We start from the raw sequence: 20,491 nt of genomic DNA, 5'->3' as shown, positions 1-20,491 counted from the left end.
AACACTGTCCCAGACTTTCAGCTTCCGCTGAATCTGAGACAGTGTGATCTTACGTCCGATTCCAAAACCTCATCGTCCCGATCGCCTTCACAAATTCCTCTCCGAAGTTCTGGGTGTTCGAGGCGAAGACGACGCCGGCCAGGTTGTTTTGCTGGGTGGCCTGGAGGAAGTGGTTCGCGCCCGAGGCGACGCCGATCGGTTTGAAATGCGTATAGGCGACGCGGATAAACTCGACGATGTCCCGGTCGAATTTATCCTGGTTCCTCGCGCTTCCGCCGACGACGTAGACCGAGTCGACGAGGTACGGGCTGTAGGTGAGGAACGTTTCGTCCACTTTGAGCATCGTGCCGTCGGATGCCTGGACCGGGTTGAGGGTGTCGGAGATGATGGCGACAAAGACGCCGTTTTGCTTCAGGGTCTCGAGAGTCCGGCCGACTTCCTGGCTGTCGAAGCCGTCGCCGATCAGGACGCCGACTTTTTGCGTGGCCGGGGATTTCGGTGTGCTGTACTGGCTGAGCGAGTTGTAGCGGGCCTCTGCATCGACCTGGGAATTGTTCGATCGCCGGACGCCGATGTTGTCGGCGACGACGGCGGCCATGCCTTCGTCGACTTTGGCGAGGATGTCGACGTTCTGTTCACGGACGGAGATGTTCCTGCACCGTCCGAGCTGGTAGCTGAGCGCCTCGATCGTGTGCTGCTTCTCGATCGGGGTGAGGGAGTTCCAAAAGATCCTCGGCTGCGAGAAGAAGTCATTGAACGACTCGCTCCGGGCCCGGATCTTGTGGCCCTCGACGTACTGAGGATAATACTCGTAGCCGCCTTCTTCTACCGGGACGGTGTACGGGGTGTTGTCCGCGAGCGAGTTTTGGTGATAGTTCACCTGATCCGTGTCGATCCGGTAGCGCATGTAGCCGCGCCGGGTGTTGTTCGTGAATGGACAGAGCGGCCGGTTGATCGGGAGGTCCTGGAAGTTGTTGCTTCCGAGCCGGTGATACTGGGTGTCCTGGTAGGCCATGAGGCGGCCCTGAAGGACCGGGTCGTTCGAGAAGTCGATGCCCGGTACGACGTTGCCCGGGTTGAAGGCGACCTGCTCGGACTCGGCGTGCTCGTTCGAGATGTTGCGGTTCAGCGTCATCTTGCCGATCAGCTTGACCGGAACGATCTCCTCCGGCCAGAACTTCGCCGGGTCGAGCACGTCGAAGTCGAAGTTGAACTCGTCTTCCATCGAGATCAGCTGGACGCCGAGCTCATATTCCGGATAGTAGCCCTTGTCGATCGCTTCGCGGAGGTCGCGGCGGTGGAAGTCCGGGTCGATCCCGCCGATCTTGATCGCTTCGTCCTGAAGCAGCGAGTGGACGCCGAGCACCGGCTTCCATACAAACCGGACGAATGTCGCAACGCCTTCCGCGTTCACGAACAGGTACGTGTTGATCGACCACGATTCCATCATCCGGTAGCTTCGGAGGATGCCGCGGTCAGACATGACCCACAGTGTCATGTGGAGGGCTTCCTGGTTGTTCGCGACGTAGTCCCAGAACCGGTCATGGGCGCCGGTCGCGGTCGGGATGCCATCGTCCTGCTTGGCCTGGTAGGCGTGGATCACATCGGGGAACTTCATGGCGTCCTGGTTGATGAGGACCGGCATCGCGATCGTCGTCAGGTCATAGTTGCCTTCCTCGGTGTAGAACTTCACTCCCTTGCATCGGAGGTCGCGGGCGGTGTCGTACGAGCCGCGAGGCCCCTGCACGGTGGAGAACCTGACGAACGTCGGCGTCTTTTTCCCGGGCTTCTGGAGAAACCCGGCCTTCGTGAACTCGGCCATCGACTCATAGCACTCGAACTCGCCGTACGCCCCGTAGCCCCGAGCGTGTACGACCCGCTCCGGGATTTCTTCCCGCAGGAAGTGGGTCATCTTCTCGAAGTACTGATAATCCTGCCGGAGCGCCGGGCCGCGGACGCCTGCCTTGAGCTGCTCCGAGTCGCCTGCCCGCTTCACGGACGCGTTCGTCGTCAGCGGCTTGCCGGTGTTCCGGATCCGGTACTCGTCCAGCTGCTGCTGCTTGGGGTTATCGGGTCCTTCGAAGGCTTCCAGGCCTTTGTAGTCGTCGCTGCCTTCGCCGCCCTGGCCTTCATTTTCTGGCCCTGGTGGAAACTGATCCATGTCATCACCCGTCCTTTCTTTTCCATTCGCCTGTAAATGTATGCGTAAGGGAAGGGGAACATTCCCTTCATGGGAAGGGTTGCCAAGCAACCGGGTGATGATTCAGGGAAAGGGGAGATGGGGAAGGATCATAAAGTGGGAACGACCAAAACTAGCGGGGCAGGAATCGCCGCAATGATTAGCCAGCTCCACAAAATTAGGAGGACATCACATGCCAGTACTGCTGCAAGTCGATTTCAAAACAGAAGGCCCATTCGGCCGGGAAATGTCGGAAGCCTACACGGACCTTGCCCAAAGCATCACCGGCGAGCCGGGCTTCCTATGGAAAATCTGGACGGAAAGCGAAGAAAACCGGGAAGCCGGCGGCATCTACCTGTTCGAGACGAAACAGCACGCCGAGGACTATCTCGCCATGCACACCGCCCGCCTCCAAAGCTTCGGCATCACCGGGATCCGCGGCCGGATTTTCGACGTAAACGGACCGCTGACCGAAATGACGTCCGGGCCGGTCGGGTGAAGGTTTAATGAACACGGCCTGCAGACAACCCAAATAGAACCAGTTGATCCCCGCAGGCTGCCGGGATCATTTTTATCTCCCGAAACTCACATTCTTTCCTGAGAAACACGGTTAACTCAAAGTATTTCAGTCCATCCTTCATCTATGAATCCATCCCTGATAGGGGGAGGTGCAGAAGATGAGTGACTTTCTGAAGAGGCTGTTCAATGGACAGAGCGGTCAGCCGGAAAAGGGAGGGGCGCAGGGTGCGGTTCCGAAAGAGGCATTTTCCCTGGTGCTCGATTTTAATACGAAGCGGTTCGAAGACCTGTTCCGCTATCCCCTCAACAGTGCCCTGAAAAGGCGGGAGCTTCGGATTCCGTCTGTTAATCGCAGGGCGGTTGTGTTGTTTGTCGACGGGACCGCCGATTCGGACAAGATCGCCGAACAGGTCATCAAGCCTCTCATGGAGTGGAAAGCGGGCAGGGAATCGGCGGACCACCTGGTGGACGAACTCAAAAACAACGTCTTGACGATCTCCGGCAGGGAGACCGTCGAAGACCTTAACCAGGCGGTCGCCAAGCTGATCGACGGCAGCGCGGTTCTGTTGATCGATGGAGAAAACCAGGCGATTGCGGTGGACTCCGCCGGTTTTGAAAATCGCTCGGTTGCCGAACCGACCCGTGAGATCGTGATCAAAGGCCCGAAAAGCGCGTTCGTGGAATCGTCGGCCATCAACCACTCCCTCATCCGCAGGCAGGTGAAGGATCACCGGCTGATATCCGAGACGATGACCGTCGGAACCCAATCCCCGCAGAATATCTCTGTCTTGTACCTGAGCCACATTGCGGATCCTCAACTGGTGGAAAACGTGAAGGACAAGATTTCACAGGCTGACAGGGACGCCATTCTGACGCTTTTCCAGATGGAAGAGCTGCTGGAGGAGCGTCCGTATTCGCTGTTTCCTTCCACCATGACGACCGAGCGGCCGGACCGGGCCGGTTCGTTCCTCTTGGAAGGGCATGTCGTGTTGCTGATGGATAACTCACCCGATGCGCTCATCGCCCCGATCACCTTTTGGTCGCTATACCATACGGCGGAGGACCAGTTCCTGCGCTGGGCCTATGGCAACTTCGCAAGGCTGATCCGCCTGTTTGCGCTGTTTTTCTCCTTGCTGATGCCGGCGATCTATCTGGCTGTCGTCACCTTCCACCCGGAAATGATTCCGACCGACCTGCTGCTGGCGATTGCGGCGTCCCGGGAGCGGGTCCCGTTTCCGACGCTGTTGGAGCTGCTCCTTCTGGAACTCACGTTTGAAATCCTGAGGGAAGCGGGCATCCGCGTACCGACTCCGCTCGGAACCACCATCGGGATCGTCGGGGCGCTGATCCTCGGACAGGCGGCCGTCCAGGCCAACCTGGTCAGCCCCCTGCTTGTCGTCGTCATCGCCATCACCGGCCTTTCATCGTTCGCGATTCCCGACGTCGGCCTCAGTGTCATGACGCGCATCATCCGGTTTACATTTGTGTTTGCGGCCTATGCGATGGGGTTCATCGGGATCGCGCTTGTGCTTGCGGTCTTGCTGGCCTACGCCACGTCAATCAAGTCGTTCGGGGTGCCGTTTTTCGCGCCGCTTTCCCCCCATATGCCGTCTTCCCGGGACCTGTTGTTTCGGCCGATCATCCGGAAACAATGGCTCCGTCCTTTGTCCATGAAGCCGCGTGATGCCATCAGGTCGAAACCCGAGGGAGGGGACCGCCAATGATCCAAGTGTCCGACGGCAAGATCGGCACAAGGGAGTTTTTCTCTATCCTGTACGGGATGATGGCAATTCGCGTCACCGACTCAACGCCGAACCTGCTGCATGAAACGGGGCTCACGGCAGCCTGGATGATGCCGCTGATTTCCGCGGCGGTCCTGTTTGTGCCATTGATGATGATGCTTTCCCTCCTGAAGAAAGGCGATACCGATACCGACCTGCTCCAACTGCTGACGGAATTGACCGGGAGCATTCTGGGACGCCTGATCACTTTTCTCATTTTCGCGTCCGTCTTCTCGTCAACGGTGCTCAACGGCCGGAGCTATGGGGACATTGTCACGGTGATGTATTATCCTGACACCGCTTTGTTGATCGTCATGACGCTTCTGCTGGGTGCGGCGCTTTATATCTCGCACAGGGGGCTGGAGGCCATCGGCAGGACCGCCTTGCTGGTGGTCCCGGTCTTCATGGTGACCTCGGTGATTCTCGTCTTGGGAGTGGCCAGTCAGCTGAATTTTCTTTATCTCTTTCCGATTGCCGGCGCGGGAGGGTGGGAAGTCATCAAGGGCGGCGTAGGGTACAGCTCGTTTTTCGCGGACATCATCATCGTCGGGGTGCTGGCTTCCCGGGTGCGGACATTCGAGGCGTACCGGAAAGCGTCCATCTGGGGGTTGTGGGTGCCGGCATTCAAGATGGCGCTTTTTTTGGCGGTCTTCGTCATGATATTCGACTACCCTGCCGTGAGGAACATTGCGTATCCGTATCACCATCTCACCCGAATGGCCATGATCGGGTCTCTGGCAAACCATGTGGAAGCCTTCTTCCTGGCGCTATGGTTTATCGGCGCCGCCATTCACTTTGCGACTTACCTGTACATTTCCGCTTATTTGCTCGGCAAATTGATCGGCTATCCGCCGTATCAACGGCTTCTTCTGCCTCTGGCGGGTGCGGCTGTCGTTCTTGGGATGATGCCGGAAAACCATTTGCAGGGAGACCATCTCCGGAAACTGCTGCTCCAGTCCACATCCGTCTTTTTCCTCTTGCTGCCTGCGTTGTTATGGGGATTGGACCGGTTCAGAAAGAAGGGAAAGCGATGAGATGGAACGGATGGAAGCTTGGAATGGTTTTGGTGATCCTGCTGCTTGTGTCAGGGTGCGGGGAGCGCCGGGAATTGGAGACGTCGGCTTTTGTCTCGGTCATCGGACTGGACAAAGCGGAACAGGACCATCAGGTGAAGGTCACCTTCCAGATCTCCAACCCCCAGGTCAATACGACACAATCAGCGGAAGCGCAGAAGGAACCGCCTTCGGACATTGTCACCATCACCTCGGTGGATCTGCTGTCCGCCAAGGAACTGGCGCAATCCTCCCTTTCCAGGGAGATCACGTTCTCCCATCTCCAGACGATCATCGTCGGGGAGGAACTCGCCAGAGACGACCTGTTCAAGCACATCATCGGCTCTGCGATCATTGATCCGGAAATGAGGCGCGAAACGATCATGATCGTCTCGAAAGAACGGGCGCAAGCGTTCATCCATGCCAACAAGCCGACGATGGAAACGCGTCCGCACAAGTACTACCAGTTCATGGAGGACAATTGGAGAAAGACGGGATTCTCCCCGGTTTCCAATTTGAATGCCTTTTTCCAGCGGACCGAGGGGGAACTGTTTCTGGCGGCTTATGCCACCGCGGAAAGAGATCCGATCGGAATCCGGCATGACGATGACTACTCGGCAGGCGAAGTGCCGCAAGATTCGGGAGATCCCGTGCAAATGATCGGCTCGGCCGTCATGCAGGAGGGCAAGATGGTCGGAATGTTAAACGGAGAGGAAACAAGAATCTCCCAACTGCTCAGGAGAAAGAACCTGATCGAGACCATGACGGCTGAATTTCCCGATCCATTAAATGAGAACTATCAGATCTCCCTCGTCCTGAACCAAAGCTCACACACCGAAATCGAGGTGGACACGGACCGGTCCCCGGTCAAAATTGACGTGAAGGTTCCGCTTCAAGTCAAAGTCAACTCCAACATCGCCCTTGAAGACTTCACCGCCAGCCAAAAAAGGCGGGATGCCCTGAGGGAAATGGTTAAAGAGAAGATGGAAGAGGCGTCCGATTCGCTGATCAAAAAGCTGCAGGAAAACTACACCGGGGAACCGTTCGTCTGGTACGCCACGGCCAGGAGAAACTTCTGGACCGTGAGCGGGTTTGAAAATTTTGAGTGGGGAGAGAAGTTCAAAGAGGCCGATGTCGATTTGCACTACGAGGTCTCGGTCACCAGCTTCGGCGAACAGCTCAGCCCGCCCGCCTTCAAAAAGTTTGAGGAAGACAAATGAAAAACAGAACCGCCGGAAGGGTTGAAGGCCCTCCGGCGGTTCTTTCGCATGGCGGATTGGGATACGGACATACTGAGTTCAGGCGGATTACTGGCCGCCGTTTTTCATTTGCTGCTGGGCTTGGGCGATCAGGCGCTTTGTGATTTCTCCGCCGACGGAACCGTTGGCACGCGCTGTCGAGTTTTCACCCAGTTGTACGCCGAATTCACGTGCAATCTCTTCCTTCATCTGGTCGAGTGCCTGGCGTACGCCCGGTACAAGCAGCTTGTTGGAATTGTTGTTGTTGTTGTTTGCCATGATTGTCTCGCCTCCTTTGTGCAGTTAGAATAACCGCTTGGAGAGGAACGATTCGATGAGATATTTTCCAGTTCATCTGTGATACAGTAAGTTAAGGGTAATTTTAGGGGGAGAATCATGAAGGCATTAAGGATAGCGGGAACGTTTATTGCCATCATGTTCATTGGATATTTGGTGTTTACGATGATTCGGATGAACTTCCCGACTAATCAGGCAATCGATGTCTCTGAATATGAGGATGGAAACTTAACCGAGGGAGAGATCCCGCGAGAAGTGAATGAAACGGGTCTCAGAAATGGGGAAAAGGCCCCTGATTTTCAATTGGAGAATCTGGCCGGAGAGACTGTCAGCTTGTCGGACTTCCGCGGCAAAAAAGTCATTCTTAATTTCTGGGCGACCTGGTGTCCTCCATGCAGGGAAGAAATGCCCGAGATGCAATCGTACTATGAAGAAAAAACGAATGATCGGTTTGAAATTATCGCCGTCAATGCGACAACGACCGAACAAAGTAGCGGACAGGCAGTGGAACCTTTCGCTGCGGAACTCGGTTTGACTTTCCCGATCTTGATGGATATGGAAGGAACAATTACAGATCAATTTGAAGTAATGTTTTTTCCGACGACCTACTTATTGGATGAAGATGGTGTGATCATCGAACGTATCGTGCTCCCGCTAAATGAGCAATTGCTTGCCGATAAGATAAAGTGAAAAAGCAGCAGGCGTCGATTCATTGCCAGCTGCTTTCATTTTATCTTAGGGAAAAAACCGTTTCGCCAAGCACGTCTTCCGTTTCAAACGAGCCATCCGGAAGCTCGCGGGTGACGAAGCTTTCCACTTCTTCCTGAGAGATATTGTAGAGCACTTCGATTTCTTTGGAGAAGAGCCGCTTTTCTTTCCCCAGGACGGTCTGGAGGTTCGGCGTGTCCGCTGCTTTCGGCTCGCCTTCGGTGAGGACTTGTTTCAGGGCTTCTTCGTACGCCTCGAGCGGGCGGGCGCCGACGATTTTGACGCCCTGCTGGTTTTTGTTGACTAGAACGATCGTCGGGAAGCCGCGGGCACCGAGGCTTGCGGCTGTCTGGAAATCTTCTTCGAGCAGCTGCTGCGCTTCCGGTGTTTCGGATTCCTTAACGATGGCGTCTCCGTCAAGTCCGATTCCGTCGACGATTTTCTTCAGGACGCCGGCGTCGGAAATGTTGCGGTTAAAGGCGAACAGTTCCTCGCGGGCACGGCGGAGGAAGACGGGTGCAAGAGACGGGTCGTGTTTTTGAACGACCTTGAACACGCGGGACGGGATGAATGACGATGTGACAGGATCTGTGTGCCAGAGCGAGCCGTCGATCGGCATCCGGCTATGCTCGCCGACTTCCCGCCAGTGGGACGCGACGTCCTGCGGCCCGGAAATGCCGTTGGCTCGGTCGGCGAAACCGTCCCACTTCTCGAGCAGGCCGCCCATGACCGTGTGGACGTTCAGATAGTCGCGGTACCGCTCCGTGAACGCGCGGAACTGCGGCTCAAGCGCCCAGCAGTGCGAGCAGATCGGGTCGGTCACATAGTAAAGGTCGACTTTTTCCTTCGGTTTGCTGAAGTCGAGCATCTGGAAGCCGGTCGTGTTTTCCTCTCCCGGCACGCCGCATACGCCGGTTTCCATATCGCAGATCAGATTGTCTTTGTTCATCATTCTTCCTCCTTTGTTGGGCTGAGTTAGACGTCGAGATGCTGCTGGGCCCATTCCTGGATGGGCTTCAGGCTTTCCGCGAGTGCCGCGCCTTTGTCGGTCAGTCGGTAGCGGATGCTGACCGATGGCTCGTGATGGACAGTCTTCTCGATGAGGCCGGCCTCTGCCAGTTCGGTGAGCTTGAGCGACAGCGCGCGGGGCGTCATGCCTGTGAGGTCCTGCTTCATTTCAGAGAAATGGGCGGCATGGTTTTCACGCGACCACAGGTAGTGGACCAGCTGGCCGTTCCACTTCTTGCCGAGAATCTGAAAGGCCGCCTCCATGTAGGGACAGGTCTGCAAGGGCATTCCTCCTTTTGTGTGTTTGCGATGTTGTATACTTAGTATATCAAGTATAAAAAATATATCAATGGCGGAAGTCCAGGAAGCGACAACGAATGTCCAGGAGAGCGTCACGAAAGACCAAGCAGAAGCGATAAGAGACCAGGCGGAGACAACGAAAGACCAAGAAGACGGCTCCGGATGGGTTCCGGAGCCGTCTTGGGGGATGGTCATGATTCAGTTGTGGCCGCAATTGCCGTTTCGTTCGGGTAGACAGCCTGCCTGTCGATGATCCGCCGGCTGGAGGCGTTCAGGCCCTGGACGGTGACGTCGTTGCCGTTTTCCCTGAGCTTCAGGACCGCCTTGTCGATGGCGCCGACCGCCGAGTCATCCCAGACATGGGAGTCGGTGAAGTCGATGCGGATGTCCTTGTCTTTTTCGGTCAGGTCGATGCTGGCGAGGAAATCCTCGACCGAGGCGAAGAACAGCTGACCTTGGACGCTGTAAAGGATACCGGCGTCCGTCAGCTTTTTCTCGACCTTGATCTTGGAGATCTTGACGACGAAGAAGATCGCGCTCAGGATGACTCCGGCTATAACGCCTTTGGACAGGTCGTGCGTCGCGACGACGATTCCCATCGTGACGACCATGACTGCTGCATCCGATTTAGGGGCTTTCCTGAGATAAGTGAACGAGCCCCAGTCGAACGTGCCGATCGACACCGTGATCATGATGCCGACGAGGACCGGCATCGGAATCTGCACGACGAGGTCGCCGAGGACGATGATCAGGAACATGAGCAGGAGGCCCGCCGTCAGCGTGGAGAGACGTCCGCGGCCGCCGCTTTTCACGTTGATGACTGACTGGCCGATCATCGCGCAACCCGCCATGCCGCCGAAGAAACCGTTGATGACGTTCGCAATGCCCTGGCCGCGCGCTTCTTTGTTTTTATTGCTTCCCGTGTCGGTCATGTCGTCGACGATCTGGGAAGTCAGGAGCGATTCAAGCAGCCCGACGATCGCGAGTGCGAGCGAGTACGGGAAGATGATCGCAAGTGTTTCCAGGCTGAATGGAACATTCGGGATCAGGAATGCCGGGAGCGTCTGTGAAATCGTGCCGAGATCGCCGACCGTACGAAGTTCGAATCCGGAGAAAATCGCCACCGCCGTCAGGATGACGATCGCGATCAGCGGAGCGGGGATCGCTCGGAAAAACCGCGGGACGATATAGACGATCGCTAGTGTAATCGCTACGAATACATACGTCATGTTATTGATGCCGAGGAAATGCGGCACCTGTGCCATGAAAATTAGGATTGCCAGCGAGTTGACGAAGCCGATCATGACGGCACGGGGAATGAATTTCATCAGTTTCGCGATCTTCAGCACGCCGAAGAGGATCTGGATGACCCCGGTGAGGATCGTCGCTGCAAGAAGATAATCCAGCCCGTGCTCGCGGACAAGCGGCACCATGAGAAGCGCCATCGCGCCGGTCGCCGCTGAGATCATGCCCGGACGGCCGCCGACGAAGGCGATGATGACCGCGATGCAGAAGGAGGCATATAAGCCGACCATCGGGTCCACGCCTGCTATGATGGAAAAGGCGATTGCCTCGGGAATCAGGGCGAGTGCGACAACGGTCCCCGCCAGGATATCCGCCCGGACGTTGCCGAACCATTCTTTCTTTAGAGTATCTATCAATGGGTACACCTCATTATTGTAATCTGACTGACATATTCTAACACCGATTGTTCCAAAAGGGAACCCTTTTGGACCTTTCCCAGTTATAATGGGGACGAAGCTTTTCCGGAAAGGAAGTCTGTAATGAACTACGCATATATCCGCTGCCTGCCATCCGACCGCGACATGGCGGCGCAAAAGGAGACACTCGGCACCCATCCGATCGACGAATGGGTGAGGGAAGAAGAGTACCAGATCAATGAGGCGCTGGATGCACTATTGGAACGGCTCGAAGCAGGCGATGTGATCTATGTCCACTCGCTTGCCGCGCTCGCCCACTCGCCGGCGCATCTCATGGCGGTCCTCGAACAGGTATCCGAGAAAAAAGCCGTCATCCGGTTCCACCGCGAGGAAATCGACTCCGAACAGCCCCTCTCGCTGAATCTCGAGCAGATGGTGCGCATGTTCACGGAGTTCCAGTCTGAAACGGTAAGCCTCGCGACCAAGACAGGAATCGACCGGGCCAGGGAAAAAGGCGTCTCCACCGGACGCCCGCGGAAAAAAGACAAAAACGTCCGCGAAGCACTCCGCATGTACCGCTCCAACCTGTACACGTTGGCGGAGATCCGTGAGAAAACGAACATCTCGAAAACGACGCTGTACCGGTACTTGGCATTGGAGAAGGACGGGGACGAGTAAAAAGCATGCACCCTGTTTTCCGCGCGCATGCTAAAGTGTTGTACAGGGTGGCGAAAGATCAATAAAGTACCGCGAAAATCAACAAGGCAGCAGGGATTTGTCCGCAGGAGATTTTCGCGAGCTTACACTTTCATAATGGAGCCAAGAAGGGGGGACGAAGATGACGATAAAGGGGATCAATCACTTCTTGTTTTCAGTGTCCGATCTGGAGCGGTCAATCCGATTTTACCAAGATGTGTTCAAAGCGAAGCTGCTAGTCAAGGGAAGGACCATTGCCTACTTTGACCTGAACGGGATGTGGCTGGCGCTCAATGAGGAGCCGGACATTCCGCGGAATGAAATCCGAGAATCCTACACGCATATTGCCTTCACGATCGACGAAGATGATTTCGACGGCCATGTTGCCAGGCTCAGGGAGCTTGAAGTGAACATCCTGCCAGGCCGCGAAAGGGACGAGAGGGACCGGAAGTCCGTCTACTTCACGGACCCGGACGGCCACAAGTTCGAGTTCCATACCGGGACGCTTGCAGACCGGCTGGATTATTATCGGCAGGAAAAGCCCCATATGACGTTTTATGAGTGAAAAGAAGCATGCAGCCCGGTCAGGGCGGCATGCTTCTTTAAGATCTTCAAGACTGAACCGGCACTGCACGGAATCCGCGCATCTGGCCGAGGATCAGTGCGCCGACGGTCTGGACGGCGGATTTGGCGATGACCTGGCTGAGGATGGCGACCGGGACGGCTTCCCACGGGATGAATCCGGCGCCGATCGGGCTCATGCCGACGATGACGAAGACGGCCGAGTCCAGGATGCCGCCGACGATGCCGCTGTAGAACACGCGCCAGACGAACGATACCTTCAGGCGGGAATAGATTTCCGTATCCGCCGATTCGGCGATGATGAACGCGAGCGCGGAAGCGGCAACGATCGCGAGCGTGTCCCCGAGGATAAAGGAGACCGTCGCGGACAGGACGAGCGCGATGACAATAAACATGTATGTCTTCTTGCGGCCGTACTTGTTCTGGACGAGGTCACGGAAGATGAACGTCGCCCCGGCAAACAGGGTACCAACCGGGATGATGAAGATGCCGAATTCAAGCGGCATCAGCGCGGCGGTCGCGACATTGGCGATGACGATGGAGATGAGGTAAAGGAAGATTCTCATGGCAACAATACCTCCTCAGCCGACCCGCCCGCGGGGAGGACGGTTCCGCTCTTCTTCTCCAAAAAGGTTTCAAGGCCCTTCCTGCGCAGGCGGCATGCCGGGCACTCACCGCAGCCGTCCGCCTGGATGCCGTTGTAGCAGGTGAGCGTCTTCGTGCGGACGTAGTCCAGTTTCCCAAGTGAGTCCGACAGTTCCCAGACCTGCGATTTGTCGAGCCACATAAGCGGCGTGTGGATGACGAACTGGCCGTCCATTGCCAGGTTGAGCGTGACGTTCAGCGATTTCACGAATGCATCGCGGCAGTCGGGATAGCCGCTGAAGTCAGTCTCGGAGACGCCTGTGACGATATGCTTCGCGCCGATCTGGCGGGCGAGGATCCCTGCGAATGAGAAGAAAAGCAGGTTCCGCCCGGGTACGAATGTGGACGGGAGCCCCCCGTCCTCGCCGTCAACGACTTCAATCCCGGTATCCGTCAGCGCGCTCGGCGCAAGCTGGCCGATCAGCGACATGTCGAGGATATGGTGCTTCACGCCGAGCTCTTCGGCGATGTCTTTTGCGCATTCGATTTCGAGGGCGTGGCGCTGTCCGTAGTCGAATGTCGCGGCCTCCACTTCTGCGAAGTTTTCCAATGCCCAGAACAGGCAGGTCGTGCTGTCCTGGCCGCCGCTGAACACGACGACCGCTTTTTCTTGTTTCACGATTGATAAGTCTCCTTTGAGTGAAAACAGCGGGGAGGTGGGAGTTGCCTGGTCTTTCAGGCGGTCTGCTTGGTCTTTCGCTTGGCCTGCCTGGTCTTTCATGCCGGCTTCTTGGACTCTCGTTGTCTCACCCGCTGTTTCCCTTAGTTTTTTAGAGAAGGTCGCTAAGAACTTCTTCCGAATCGGTCAGCGGTTGTCGATTGTCTCCGGATTCATGTCATGATTCATAAGCCGGTAGCTGGCGATTTCCTCATACTTCGTGCCCGGACGGCCATAGTTGCACCACGGGTCGATCGAGATGCCGCCGCGCGGCGTGAACTTGCCCCACACCTCGATGTAGCGCGGGTCGAGCAGCTTGATGAGGTCGTTCATGATGATGTTCACGCAGTCCTCGTGGAAGTCGCCGTGGTTGCGGAAGCTGAACAGGTACAGCTTCAGCGACTTGCTTTCAACGAGTTTCTTATCCGGGATAAACGAGATGTACATCGTCGCGAAATCCGGCTGTCCGGTGATCGGGCACAGGCTCGTGAACTCCGGGCAGTTGAACTTCACGAAATAATCGCGGTTCGAGTGGAGATTATCGACCGCCTCCAGCACTTCCGGCGCGTATTCGGTCGAGTATTGGGTATTCTGATTCCCCAGCAGGGTCAGATCTTTCAGTCCTTGTTCTTGGCTTCTGCCGGACATGATAAAAAAGCCTCCTTGTGCAATGCGCCCGGCATGCACGAGAGAGGCTTGGTGGGTCCCATAAAAAACAAAAAGCCGTGTCCGGCATGGACATGGCCTGAATCGTCATGAATCCATAGTTTTTTATAGAGGGTATCCGCTATGAACCTCTCCCGGCGAGTCCGGGCATTGAGTTGTCGCTATTATCATATAGAAATTTTTGGGGACGGTCAATGGTTGGCGGGGGGATCACACGATGAATCGGGTGAACCAGGCGATATACTTGGCGCCCCACAAAAACAAAAACTGCGCCAGAATCGTGCCGCATAGCCTGGAGGCAATCATCATGATGGACATGCTTTTCAGCTGTATGTAGCTTCCCCTGCGATTGACAACGTCGTCAGCGATTACGGAAATTTTCGGATCGATAAAAATAACGAGAAGAATCGTGGCGATTCCATTGATCAGACCGGAAGCCATGACGGCGGTGGCCGCTCTTTCAGGTGCCAGCAGGGCAGCGTACAGGGCGCTCAGGACGCCTATTGTATAGATGGCCGTGATGAGCATGTTGATGAAAAACAGCCGGATCGGGAACTCTTTGAACTTGACCCCTTTCAGATACTGAACTCTTGGGAAGCTGAAATGGTTCAGTCCCCTTCTGATGTACTGCGGGGAGAGAAGCCTCTTCATCAGGGAAGGGACAGACCCTTTTTCCGCAGACAAGTGAATGATCGCCCTTGAAAATAATGCGGTGAATGTCGGCAGCAAGAGGATTCCGAAAAGCGTTCCGGCAGTGGAAGCTCCGATCAGCATGCGGAACTGGACTTCCACAAATTCCAAGGCGTTCTCTTTCGGAGCCGTGTCGATCAGACTTCCGGTGAAAGGCTGCTGCATCATATTTGCCAATCTGGACACGATCACCATGATATTAAAAAGAGACAAAGCGGACGCGATCATCTTGACCCTTGCTCCTGAAAGCCGGACGGCATAGGCAAGCGTTTCGATGGAGTGGATAATAAAAATGAACAGAATGATGAAAATCAGTTTTCCTGTGAAATAATCCATGTATTCTCAGCTCACTAATAGAATTGACAAGCCAATTGCAAGACAAGTTTATCATACATCTTATCTGTGCTGGAAATTCATGGGCGGGACGGGGGCCGGGCAGTTTTGTTTGGCAAGTGCGCTTCCTGAGATACACTTTACCTAACAACGTCTGGGGGGAGAACGATGGACATTTACCGGAGCAGCCAGGCATTTCCGGCGGGCAACAAGTTTTTCAGCCTGAAGGTGAACCGTCCTGGCCTGGTCAATCAAGACAAAGACAGCGACGACTATTCTTTCGGGCCGCTGGCGCGGTTCGATCACGCGACGATCAGGAAGGGCACGAAGATCAGGATGCATGAGCATGTGAACGATGAGATCCTGAGCTATATCGGTTCAGGTCAGATGCTGCACCGCGATTCCGACGGGGAGGAAGAGCTGCTTTCGCCCGGACGGCACATGATGATGAATGCGGGCAGGAGCTTTTTCCACGAGGAGTCGGCGCCGCAAGAAGATGTGGAGATGCTGCAGATTCTGATCCGGCCGGAAAAGGCGGACTTGGAACCGAGCGTCCGGTTCTGGAAGGCAGGAGAGCCGGATGAGGACGGCTGGACGCTCATCGGAGGGCCGGCCGGGACTGGTGCACCGCTTGAGATCCGCCAGCGTGTAGCGGTTTATGATGCAAAGGCGGAAGCAGGAGCGGAACTCATGGTACCGGAAATGGAAGGTTATACGCCGTGGCTCTATGTATTCCAGGGCAGCATCCAAGCCGGCGGGGAAGTCCTTGGGAAAGGGGACGGGGTGAGCGGAGCGGCTCGGGAGCTGTCAGGGCTGGCGGTCCTTGAGCCTGCAGTGCTCGTGCTGTTCCTCGTGGATGTCGATGCGGAAATGACCGACTCAGGGACGATCAGCGGAATCAAAAGGATGTAAAAAGGCAGCCGGTCCACGGGGACGGCTGCCTTTTCTATATGGATTACGAAACCACCTGGATGCCGGTCTCTTCTTCGCGTTCCTTTTGCATCTTCTTGAACTTCCGGTCGAGCACAAAGTTGGCAAATGGCACGAAGGCGGCCGCGATGCCGAGCACCGACCAGATGATGTTCCAACGGACTACGATCTGAGCCAGGAGGAGGGCCAAGAGGTAGGTGACGAATATACCGCCGTGGATGGCGCCGACGATTGAAACAGCCAGAGGCATGCCGGCCATATATTTCAGCGGCATGGCGATAAACAGCAGCACAAGCAGCGATACACCGTCCGCGATCCCCACGGCCCGCACGAATTTCAGTGCAGTGATGGACAATGGATTCTCCTCCTTTCGTTTCTTTTCTCTCAGTATAGGGGAAACTCAGGAGGGTGTCGGTCGGTGTGCTCAATGTTGAGCAGAAGCTTTGACGAATTGGTGAAAAAGAGTTATCTTGAATTCAAGGTATATAACAAAGGAGTGTTGAGTGATGGGTAAACTTGAAGGCAAAGTGGCAGTCGTAACCGGCGGAGCTTCCGGCATCGGAAAAGCATCGGCCCTGCTGTTCGCTAAAGAAGGCGCGAAGATCGTCATCGCCGACCTGAACGAAGAAAAGGGTCAGGCGGTAATGGAAGAGCTGACGAACTCCGGCACTGAAGCACTCTTCGTGAAGACGAACGTCACAAGTGAAGATGACGTACAGAACCTGTTCAAGGAAGCGGCAGGCCAATTCGGCCAAGTCGATGTCGTTTTCAACAACGCAGGCATCGGCGTCAACAAGCCATCCGATGAACTGACCTACGAAGAATGGCGCAAGACAGTAAGCGTCGACCTCGACGGGGTATTCCTCGTTGCGCGCGAAGCATTGCGCGGTTTCCTGAAAACAGGCGGCGGTGTCATGGTCAACACGGCATCGATGTACGGACATGTCGGTGTCGCGCAAAACGCGCCGTATGCCGCTTCGAAGGGCGGCGTCGTCAACCTGACACGCGGCTTGGCAGTTGAATACGCGGACCGCAACATCCGCATCAACGCCATCTGCCCGGGCTTCATCGACACGCCGATTATTCCGGAAGAGATGAAGGATGGTCTGAAAGCGGCCACTCCGGTTGGACGTCTTGGCCAGGCGGAAGAAATCGCGAAAGCGGTCCTGTTCCTCGCATCCGACGACTCCAGCTTCATGACCGGCTCCAGTCTGATCGTCGACGGCGGATACACGGCACAATAATGTGGAAATCGGCAAGCCCCCGAACCAATTTGGTTTCGGGGGCTTGTTTCATTTCACCAGCTTGGGTATCCACCGGATGTAGACCAGTTCCCCTGCGAGCTCCACGATGGTCTGTGTGACGATGACCGCCGCGACCAACGTGCTTGCCTCGCCGGGAAGTGACAGCGCGAGCGGAAGGACGACGAGCGAGTTCCGTGTGGCCCCGCTAAAGGCCAGAGCGCGGCCCGCCCCGTTATCGAGCCCCATCTGCTTGGCGACCCATCGTGAGATCACCGGCATGATGGCCATGAAGGCGATATAGAGCGGAATGACTTTGATGATTTGATCGATAAAGACCGAGACTTTGCCGATCTGGGACGCGACGACGACAAAAAGGGTCAGTGCCATGAACGGAACGGGCAGCCATGCCGATAAGCCGACAAGCCGGTCACCCGCAGCTGATCTGCGCGCAAACAGCTGGACGGCGATGGCGATGCCGAGCGGAATCACGATCAAACCGACAAACGCCTCCAGAAATGGGCCGGATTGGACGATGCCTGTCGCGGTCTCACCCATGAACAGCCAGAGGTAGACCGGCAACAAAAGCATTTGGGTGATGAAGAGGATCGGCGTGGACATCAGGACCAGTTTTTCGTTTCCCCTGCCGAGCGCCGTGAACACAATGACGTAATCAATGCAGGGCGTCAGCAAAACGAGGAAGAACCCGAGCAGAAGCGGCGTGTTGTCCGGCAGGAATCCCGAAAGAATCCACACCACGGCCGGGACGGCAATATAATTCGTGAGCAATACCGCAGCCAGATAACGGCGGTTCCCGAACGCATCTCTCAGCGACACAAACGGAATCTGCGAAAACATGCTGTACATGAGAATCGCGATAATGATCGAAATGGACCCGCCGTTTTTTTCGGCAAGATCCGGCGCCAAGAGCCCGAATCCGAACGCCGCGGCAAGGACAGCGACGTAGAGCAGCACCTGGTGATTCTCTAATTTCTCTCTGTTTAACATCGTCATGATCCCCCAGTGGTGATGGACTATATAGCCACTGTATCATAGGGATCCGCAGGCTGGACGATGTTGGGACACACAAAAGAGCCTCTGATTCGGCATGACCGGAATCGGAGGCTCTTTAATTATTTCATACGCGAACATCATTGAATTACGGACGTAAAGCGCATAAATAAATCAATCCATTATTCTGGCTGTACGGCGGATCATCATTTCTCCGGACTGTACATCGAACCGTTCGACGGTCCGTTCCCCGGATTGGCGGTGGTAGACGACTTTCATGAGGCAGCCTTTTTCCTGGCTGAAGGCGTGAATGGTCACTCGCTTCGTTTCATCATAAATGTGTATGGGAACGTAGCCGGCGGTTGCTTCCTGCTCGTCCATCCAATCAGCCAGCATGCTGTCGGTTAGTTTGGCCAAGGGTCTTGGGTCTTCCATGGACCGTCTTCCTTTCAACTTAAGTGTAGTAAACATATTGGTTTTAACATAAATAGGAAAGGGTCAGTTTTCCAGAAAATGAGAAGGTCAGATGTGAGATGAATTCTCCTTAATCCCTTCACACTTTATCTGTCTGAAAAGTGCTACACTAAAAGAAAAATTGCGTGATTTGGAGGAATGGGAATGAAAACACTCTGGCATGGAGGATCGTTCGTAACGATGGAACAGGAAGGGCATACGGTCGAGGCCGTGCTCGTGGAGGACGGCCGGATTGCCGCGACCGGTACATACGAAGAGCTGAAGGCTCAGGCCGACCGGGAGGAAAATGTCGGCGGGGCGGTTGTCTATCCGGGGTTTGTCGATACGCATATGCATCTGATCGGCCACGGCCGGCAGCTTTTGAGCAACAATCTATCCGCGGTGACGTCATCGGACGAGCTGCTTGAAACCATGCGGAAGGCGGCGGAGTCGGTCCCGGAAGGCTCATGGGTGCTCGGCGAGGGCTGGGATGAGAATCTGTTCCCGGACCGGCACGTCCCGACGCTTGCGGAACTGGATGCCGTGACGGACAAGCCGATGATGCTGAAGCGCACATGCCGCCACATGCTGCTCGCGAACTCGGCGGCGCTGCAGCTTGCCGGCATTACGAAAGAGACCCCGGATCCGGAGGGGGGCGTCATCGTCCGGGACGCTGACGGAAATCCGACCGGCTTCCTGAAGGAGGACGCCCAGGATCTGGTCGAGACGATCATCCCGCATCCGACAGAGGAAGCGATCCGCACTGCGCTTGAAGCGGCAGTGGATGATCTCGCAGCAATGGGGCTGACGGGTGGCCATACGGATGACCTCGGCTACTTTGGCGGCTACGAAAATCCGATGAAGGCGTTCCAAGAGGTGCTCGGTGAGGGCAAGCGGAAGTTCCGCGCCCATCTGCTGCGCCGCTCCACAGTGTTCGATGACATGATGAAAGCGGATGTGGCTTACAGCGAGTGGGCGGAGCCGGGCGCGATGAAGTTCTTTATCGACGGTGCGCTCGGCGGCAAGACGGCTGCGCTGTCGGAGGACTACTCGGATGACCCGGGCAACCGCGGCACGTTCGTCCTTACACAGAACGAGACGGAAGAATTGGTGCGTCTTGCGCGCAGCCACGGCGAGGCGATCGCAGTGCACGTGATCGGCGATGCGGCAGCGGAGATGGCGATCGAAGCAATCGAGAAATACCCATGTCCGGAAGGCAAGCGGGACCGGCTGATCCACGTGTGCGTGCTGCGCGAAGATCTGGTGGACCGCATGGAGAAGCTCCCGATCATCCTTGATATCCAGCCGATCTTCGTCGGCTCGGACTTCCCGTGGGTGGCGGAGCGCCTTGGGCCGGAGCGGCTGGAGTGGGCCTACGCCTGGAAAAAGCTCATGGACCGCGGGTTCATCTGCGGCGGGGGCTCCGACACGCCGGTCGACTCTCCGGATCCGCTCCTTGGCATCTACACGGCCGTTGCCAGAAAGCTTCCGGATGACCCGAAAGAAGGCGGCTACCTGCCGGAAGAGAAACTTTCCCGCTACGAGGCGCTCCGCCTTTATACGACGGAAGCGGCGAAAGTGCTTGGCCAGGAAGACATCCGCGGCAAGATCGCACCGGGCCACTTCGCAGATTTCACCGTTGTCGATTCCGACCTGGAGCGCGTGGCGGAAGACGATATCGTCAGGGCGAATGTCGTCATGACGGTCGTCGACGGGGACGTCCAGTTCAGGAAGTGAGGGAACGGGAGAAGCGGAGCGTTGGTAACACTCGCGGCGGGTTGCGTAACACCCATTCCCGGCCGTTGCCAGCTCCAATCCCGGCACTCGGGCGTGCGATTTCGTC

22 protein-coding genes are annotated in these 20,491 nt (G+C 56.2%); 10 read left to right on the top strand and 12 right to left on the bottom strand.

The features are described from left to right. Positions 1–49: 49 nt before the first annotated feature. A complete protein-coding gene (locus DZC51_RS05425; protein WP_157294355.1) occupies positions 50–2,161 on the bottom strand; it encodes a catalase in 2,112 nt (703 codons plus the stop codon). Between the two features lie 211 nt (positions 2,162–2,372). Here DZC51_RS05425 and DZC51_RS05420 point away from each other — a divergent pair, with 211 nt between their 5' ends. The 4 genes from DZC51_RS05420 to DZC51_RS05405 all read left to right on the top strand — a co-directional run bounded on the left by DZC51_RS05420 (position 2,373) and on the right by DZC51_RS05405 (position 6,751). Further along, positions 2,373–2,678, top strand: coding sequence for a monooxygenase (locus DZC51_RS05420; RefSeq protein ID WP_157294354.1), 306 nt, complete (start codon positions 2,373–2,375; stop codon positions 2,676–2,678). Positions 2,679–2,856: 178 nt separating this feature from the next. Further along, the gene (locus DZC51_RS05415; RefSeq protein ID WP_157294353.1) at positions 2,857–4,422 is read left to right on the top strand and encodes a spore germination protein; all 1,566 of its coding nucleotides are present in this window, start codon (positions 2,857–2,859) and stop codon (positions 4,420–4,422) included. Then, entirely contained in the window at positions 4,419–5,513 is a 1,095-nt protein-coding gene (locus DZC51_RS05410; RefSeq protein ID WP_157294352.1) for a GerAB/ArcD/ProY family transporter, read from the top strand. The genes DZC51_RS05415 and DZC51_RS05410 overlap by 4 nt, the downstream gene beginning before the upstream one ends. Then, a complete protein-coding gene (locus tag DZC51_RS05405; protein WP_157294351.1) occupies positions 5,510–6,751 on the top strand; it encodes a Ger(x)C family spore germination protein in 1,242 nt (413 codons plus the stop codon). The genes DZC51_RS05410 and DZC51_RS05405 overlap by 4 nt, the downstream gene beginning before the upstream one ends. 87 nt (positions 6,752–6,838) lie before the next feature. Here DZC51_RS05405 and DZC51_RS05400 read toward each other — a convergent pair whose 3' ends face one another. Further along, complete coding sequence (locus DZC51_RS05400) at positions 6,839–7,048, bottom strand: alpha/beta-type small acid-soluble spore protein (protein ID WP_157294350.1); 210 nt, start codon at positions 7,046–7,048, stop codon at positions 6,839–6,841. Between the two features lie 117 nt (positions 7,049–7,165). Between DZC51_RS05400 and DZC51_RS05395 the strand changes: the two genes are divergently transcribed. Continuing rightward, on the top strand, positions 7,166–7,756 hold the full coding sequence (locus DZC51_RS05395) for a TlpA disulfide reductase family protein (protein WP_157294349.1): 591 nt from the start codon (positions 7,166–7,168) through the stop codon (positions 7,754–7,756). A 40-nt stretch (positions 7,757–7,796) separates the two neighbouring features. Here DZC51_RS05395 and DZC51_RS05390 read toward each other — a convergent pair whose 3' ends face one another. The 3 genes from DZC51_RS05390 to DZC51_RS05380 all read right to left on the bottom strand — a co-directional run bounded on the left by DZC51_RS05390 (position 7,797) and on the right by DZC51_RS05380 (position 10,743). Beyond that, positions 7,797–8,723 (bottom strand): DsbA family protein, encoded by a 927-nt coding sequence (locus tag DZC51_RS05390; protein WP_157294348.1) that lies wholly within the window; start codon positions 8,721–8,723, stop codon positions 7,797–7,799. Between the two features lie 26 nt (positions 8,724–8,749). Then, positions 8,750–9,064 carry a winged helix-turn-helix transcriptional regulator gene (locus DZC51_RS05385; RefSeq protein WP_157294347.1) on the bottom strand — a complete coding sequence of 105 codons (315 nt, stop codon included), beginning with the start codon at positions 9,062–9,064 and terminating at the stop codon, positions 8,750–8,752. A 209-nt stretch (positions 9,065–9,273) separates the two neighbouring features. Then, the gene (locus DZC51_RS05380; RefSeq protein WP_157294346.1) at positions 9,274–10,743 is read right to left on the bottom strand and encodes a SulP family inorganic anion transporter; all 1,470 of its coding nucleotides are present in this window, start codon (positions 10,741–10,743) and stop codon (positions 9,274–9,276) included. Between the two features lie 123 nt (positions 10,744–10,866). Here DZC51_RS05380 and DZC51_RS05375 point away from each other — a divergent pair, with 123 nt between their 5' ends. Both DZC51_RS05375 and fosB read left to right on the top strand, forming a co-directional pair. Continuing rightward, positions 10,867–11,421: a recombinase family protein gene (locus DZC51_RS05375; RefSeq protein ID WP_157294345.1), complete on the top strand. Its 555-nt coding sequence runs from the start codon at positions 10,867–10,869 to the stop codon at positions 11,419–11,421. 160 nt (positions 11,422–11,581) lie between these two features. Next, positions 11,582–12,004, top strand: coding sequence for a metallothiol transferase FosB (fosB, locus tag DZC51_RS05370; protein WP_157294344.1), 423 nt, complete (start codon positions 11,582–11,584; stop codon positions 12,002–12,004). A gap of 46 nt (positions 12,005–12,050) precedes the next feature. On the opposite strand, the gene DZC51_RS05365 is transcribed toward fosB, so the two are convergent. The 4 genes from DZC51_RS05365 to DZC51_RS05350 form a co-directional block, all read right to left on the bottom strand. After that, entirely contained in the window at positions 12,051–12,587 is a 537-nt protein-coding gene (locus DZC51_RS05365; protein WP_157294343.1) for a VUT family protein, read from the bottom strand. Further along, the gene (gene queC, locus DZC51_RS05360) at positions 12,584–13,285 is read right to left on the bottom strand and encodes a 7-cyano-7-deazaguanine synthase QueC (protein WP_157294342.1); all 702 of its coding nucleotides are present in this window, start codon (positions 13,283–13,285) and stop codon (positions 12,584–12,586) included. The genes DZC51_RS05365 and queC overlap by 4 nt, the downstream gene beginning before the upstream one ends. Before the next feature lie 186 nt (positions 13,286–13,471). Next, positions 13,472–13,972 carry a preQ(1) synthase gene (gene queF, locus DZC51_RS05355; protein ID WP_157294341.1) on the bottom strand — a complete coding sequence of 167 codons (501 nt, stop codon included), beginning with the start codon at positions 13,970–13,972 and terminating at the stop codon, positions 13,472–13,474. Positions 13,973–14,200: 228 nt separating this feature from the next. Beyond that, a complete protein-coding gene (locus DZC51_RS05350) occupies positions 14,201–15,016 on the bottom strand; it encodes a lipid II flippase Amj family protein (protein ID WP_157294340.1) in 816 nt (271 codons plus the stop codon). Positions 15,017–15,181: 165 nt separating this feature from the next. Between DZC51_RS05350 and DZC51_RS05345 the strand changes: the two genes are divergently transcribed. Next, complete coding sequence (locus DZC51_RS05345; RefSeq protein ID WP_157294339.1) at positions 15,182–15,925, top strand: pirin family protein; 744 nt, start codon at positions 15,182–15,184, stop codon at positions 15,923–15,925. Between the two features lie 43 nt (positions 15,926–15,968). Here DZC51_RS05345 and DZC51_RS05340 read toward each other — a convergent pair whose 3' ends face one another. Further along, the gene (locus DZC51_RS05340) at positions 15,969–16,298 is read right to left on the bottom strand and encodes a DUF3817 domain-containing protein (RefSeq protein ID WP_157294338.1); all 330 of its coding nucleotides are present in this window, start codon (positions 16,296–16,298) and stop codon (positions 15,969–15,971) included. 151 nt (positions 16,299–16,449) lie between these two features. Between DZC51_RS05340 and DZC51_RS05335 the strand changes: the two genes are divergently transcribed. Next, a complete protein-coding gene (locus tag DZC51_RS05335) occupies positions 16,450–17,187 on the top strand; it encodes an SDR family NAD(P)-dependent oxidoreductase (protein ID WP_157294337.1) in 738 nt (245 codons plus the stop codon). Between the two features lie 48 nt (positions 17,188–17,235). Here DZC51_RS05335 and DZC51_RS05330 read toward each other — a convergent pair whose 3' ends face one another. Both DZC51_RS05330 and DZC51_RS05325 read right to left on the bottom strand, forming a co-directional pair. Beyond that, positions 17,236–18,192 (bottom strand): arsenic resistance protein, encoded by a 957-nt coding sequence (locus DZC51_RS05330; RefSeq protein WP_157294336.1) that lies wholly within the window; start codon positions 18,190–18,192, stop codon positions 17,236–17,238. A gap of 177 nt (positions 18,193–18,369) precedes the next feature. After that, complete coding sequence (locus tag DZC51_RS05325; protein WP_157294335.1) at positions 18,370–18,630, bottom strand: hypothetical protein; 261 nt, start codon at positions 18,628–18,630, stop codon at positions 18,370–18,372. A 183-nt stretch (positions 18,631–18,813) separates the two neighbouring features. Between DZC51_RS05325 and DZC51_RS05320 the strand changes: the two genes are divergently transcribed. After that, the gene (locus DZC51_RS05320; RefSeq protein ID WP_157294334.1) at positions 18,814–20,385 is read left to right on the top strand and encodes an amidohydrolase; all 1,572 of its coding nucleotides are present in this window, start codon (positions 18,814–18,816) and stop codon (positions 20,383–20,385) included. The last annotated feature ends 106 nt before the right edge of the window (positions 20,386–20,491 follow it).

This window comes from Bhargavaea sp. CC-171006 (assembly GCF_009761675.1).
GTDB classification, from domain to species: Bacteria; Bacillota; Bacilli; order Bacillales_A; family Planococcaceae; genus Bhargavaea; species Bhargavaea changchunensis.
This window is presented reverse-complemented; position numbering and strand designations above follow the sequence as displayed.

What these genes read in the sequence shown, in the direction of transcription:
- DZC51_RS05425 (WP_157294355.1), bottom strand. Translation starts at nt 2,161, where the DNA reads ATGGATCAGTTTCCACCAGGGCCAGAAAATGAAGGCCAGGGCGGCGAA.
- DZC51_RS05420 (WP_157294354.1), top strand. Translation starts at nt 2,373, where the DNA reads ATGCCAGTACTGCTGCAAGTCGATTTCAAAACAGAAGGCCCATTCGGC.
- DZC51_RS05415 (WP_157294353.1), top strand. Translation starts at nt 2,857, where the DNA reads ATGAGTGACTTTCTGAAGAGGCTGTTCAATGGACAGAGCGGTCAGCCG.
- DZC51_RS05410 (WP_157294352.1), top strand. Translation starts at nt 4,419, where the DNA reads ATGATCCAAGTGTCCGACGGCAAGATCGGCACAAGGGAGTTTTTCTCT.
- DZC51_RS05405 (WP_157294351.1), top strand. Translation starts at nt 5,510, where the DNA reads ATGAGATGGAACGGATGGAAGCTTGGAATGGTTTTGGTGATCCTGCTG.
- DZC51_RS05400 (WP_157294350.1), bottom strand. Translation starts at nt 7,048, where the DNA reads ATGGCAAACAACAACAACAACAATTCCAACAAGCTGCTTGTACCGGGC.
- DZC51_RS05395 (WP_157294349.1), top strand. Translation starts at nt 7,166, where the DNA reads ATGAAGGCATTAAGGATAGCGGGAACGTTTATTGCCATCATGTTCATT.
- DZC51_RS05390 (WP_157294348.1), bottom strand. Translation starts at nt 8,723, where the DNA reads ATGAACAAAGACAATCTGATCTGCGATATGGAAACCGGCGTATGCGGC.
- DZC51_RS05375 (WP_157294345.1), top strand. Translation starts at nt 10,867, where the DNA reads ATGAACTACGCATATATCCGCTGCCTGCCATCCGACCGCGACATGGCG.
- fosB (WP_157294344.1), top strand. Translation starts at nt 11,582, where the DNA reads ATGACGATAAAGGGGATCAATCACTTCTTGTTTTCAGTGTCCGATCTG.
- DZC51_RS05365 (WP_157294343.1), bottom strand. Translation starts at nt 12,587, where the DNA reads ATGAGAATCTTCCTTTACCTCATCTCCATCGTCATCGCCAATGTCGCG.
- queF (WP_157294341.1), bottom strand. Translation starts at nt 13,972, where the DNA reads ATGTCCGGCAGAAGCCAAGAACAAGGACTGAAAGATCTGACCCTGCTG.
- DZC51_RS05350 (WP_157294340.1), bottom strand. Translation starts at nt 15,016, where the DNA reads ATGGATTATTTCACAGGAAAACTGATTTTCATCATTCTGTTCATTTTT.
- DZC51_RS05345 (WP_157294339.1), top strand. Translation starts at nt 15,182, where the DNA reads ATGGACATTTACCGGAGCAGCCAGGCATTTCCGGCGGGCAACAAGTTT.
- DZC51_RS05335 (WP_157294337.1), top strand. Translation starts at nt 16,450, where the DNA reads ATGGGTAAACTTGAAGGCAAAGTGGCAGTCGTAACCGGCGGAGCTTCC.
- DZC51_RS05330 (WP_157294336.1), bottom strand. Translation starts at nt 18,192, where the DNA reads ATGTTAAACAGAGAGAAATTAGAGAATCACCAGGTGCTGCTCTACGTC.
- DZC51_RS05325 (WP_157294335.1), bottom strand. Translation starts at nt 18,630, where the DNA reads ATGGAAGACCCAAGACCCTTGGCCAAACTAACCGACAGCATGCTGGCT.
- DZC51_RS05320 (WP_157294334.1), top strand. Translation starts at nt 18,814, where the DNA reads ATGAAAACACTCTGGCATGGAGGATCGTTCGTAACGATGGAACAGGAA.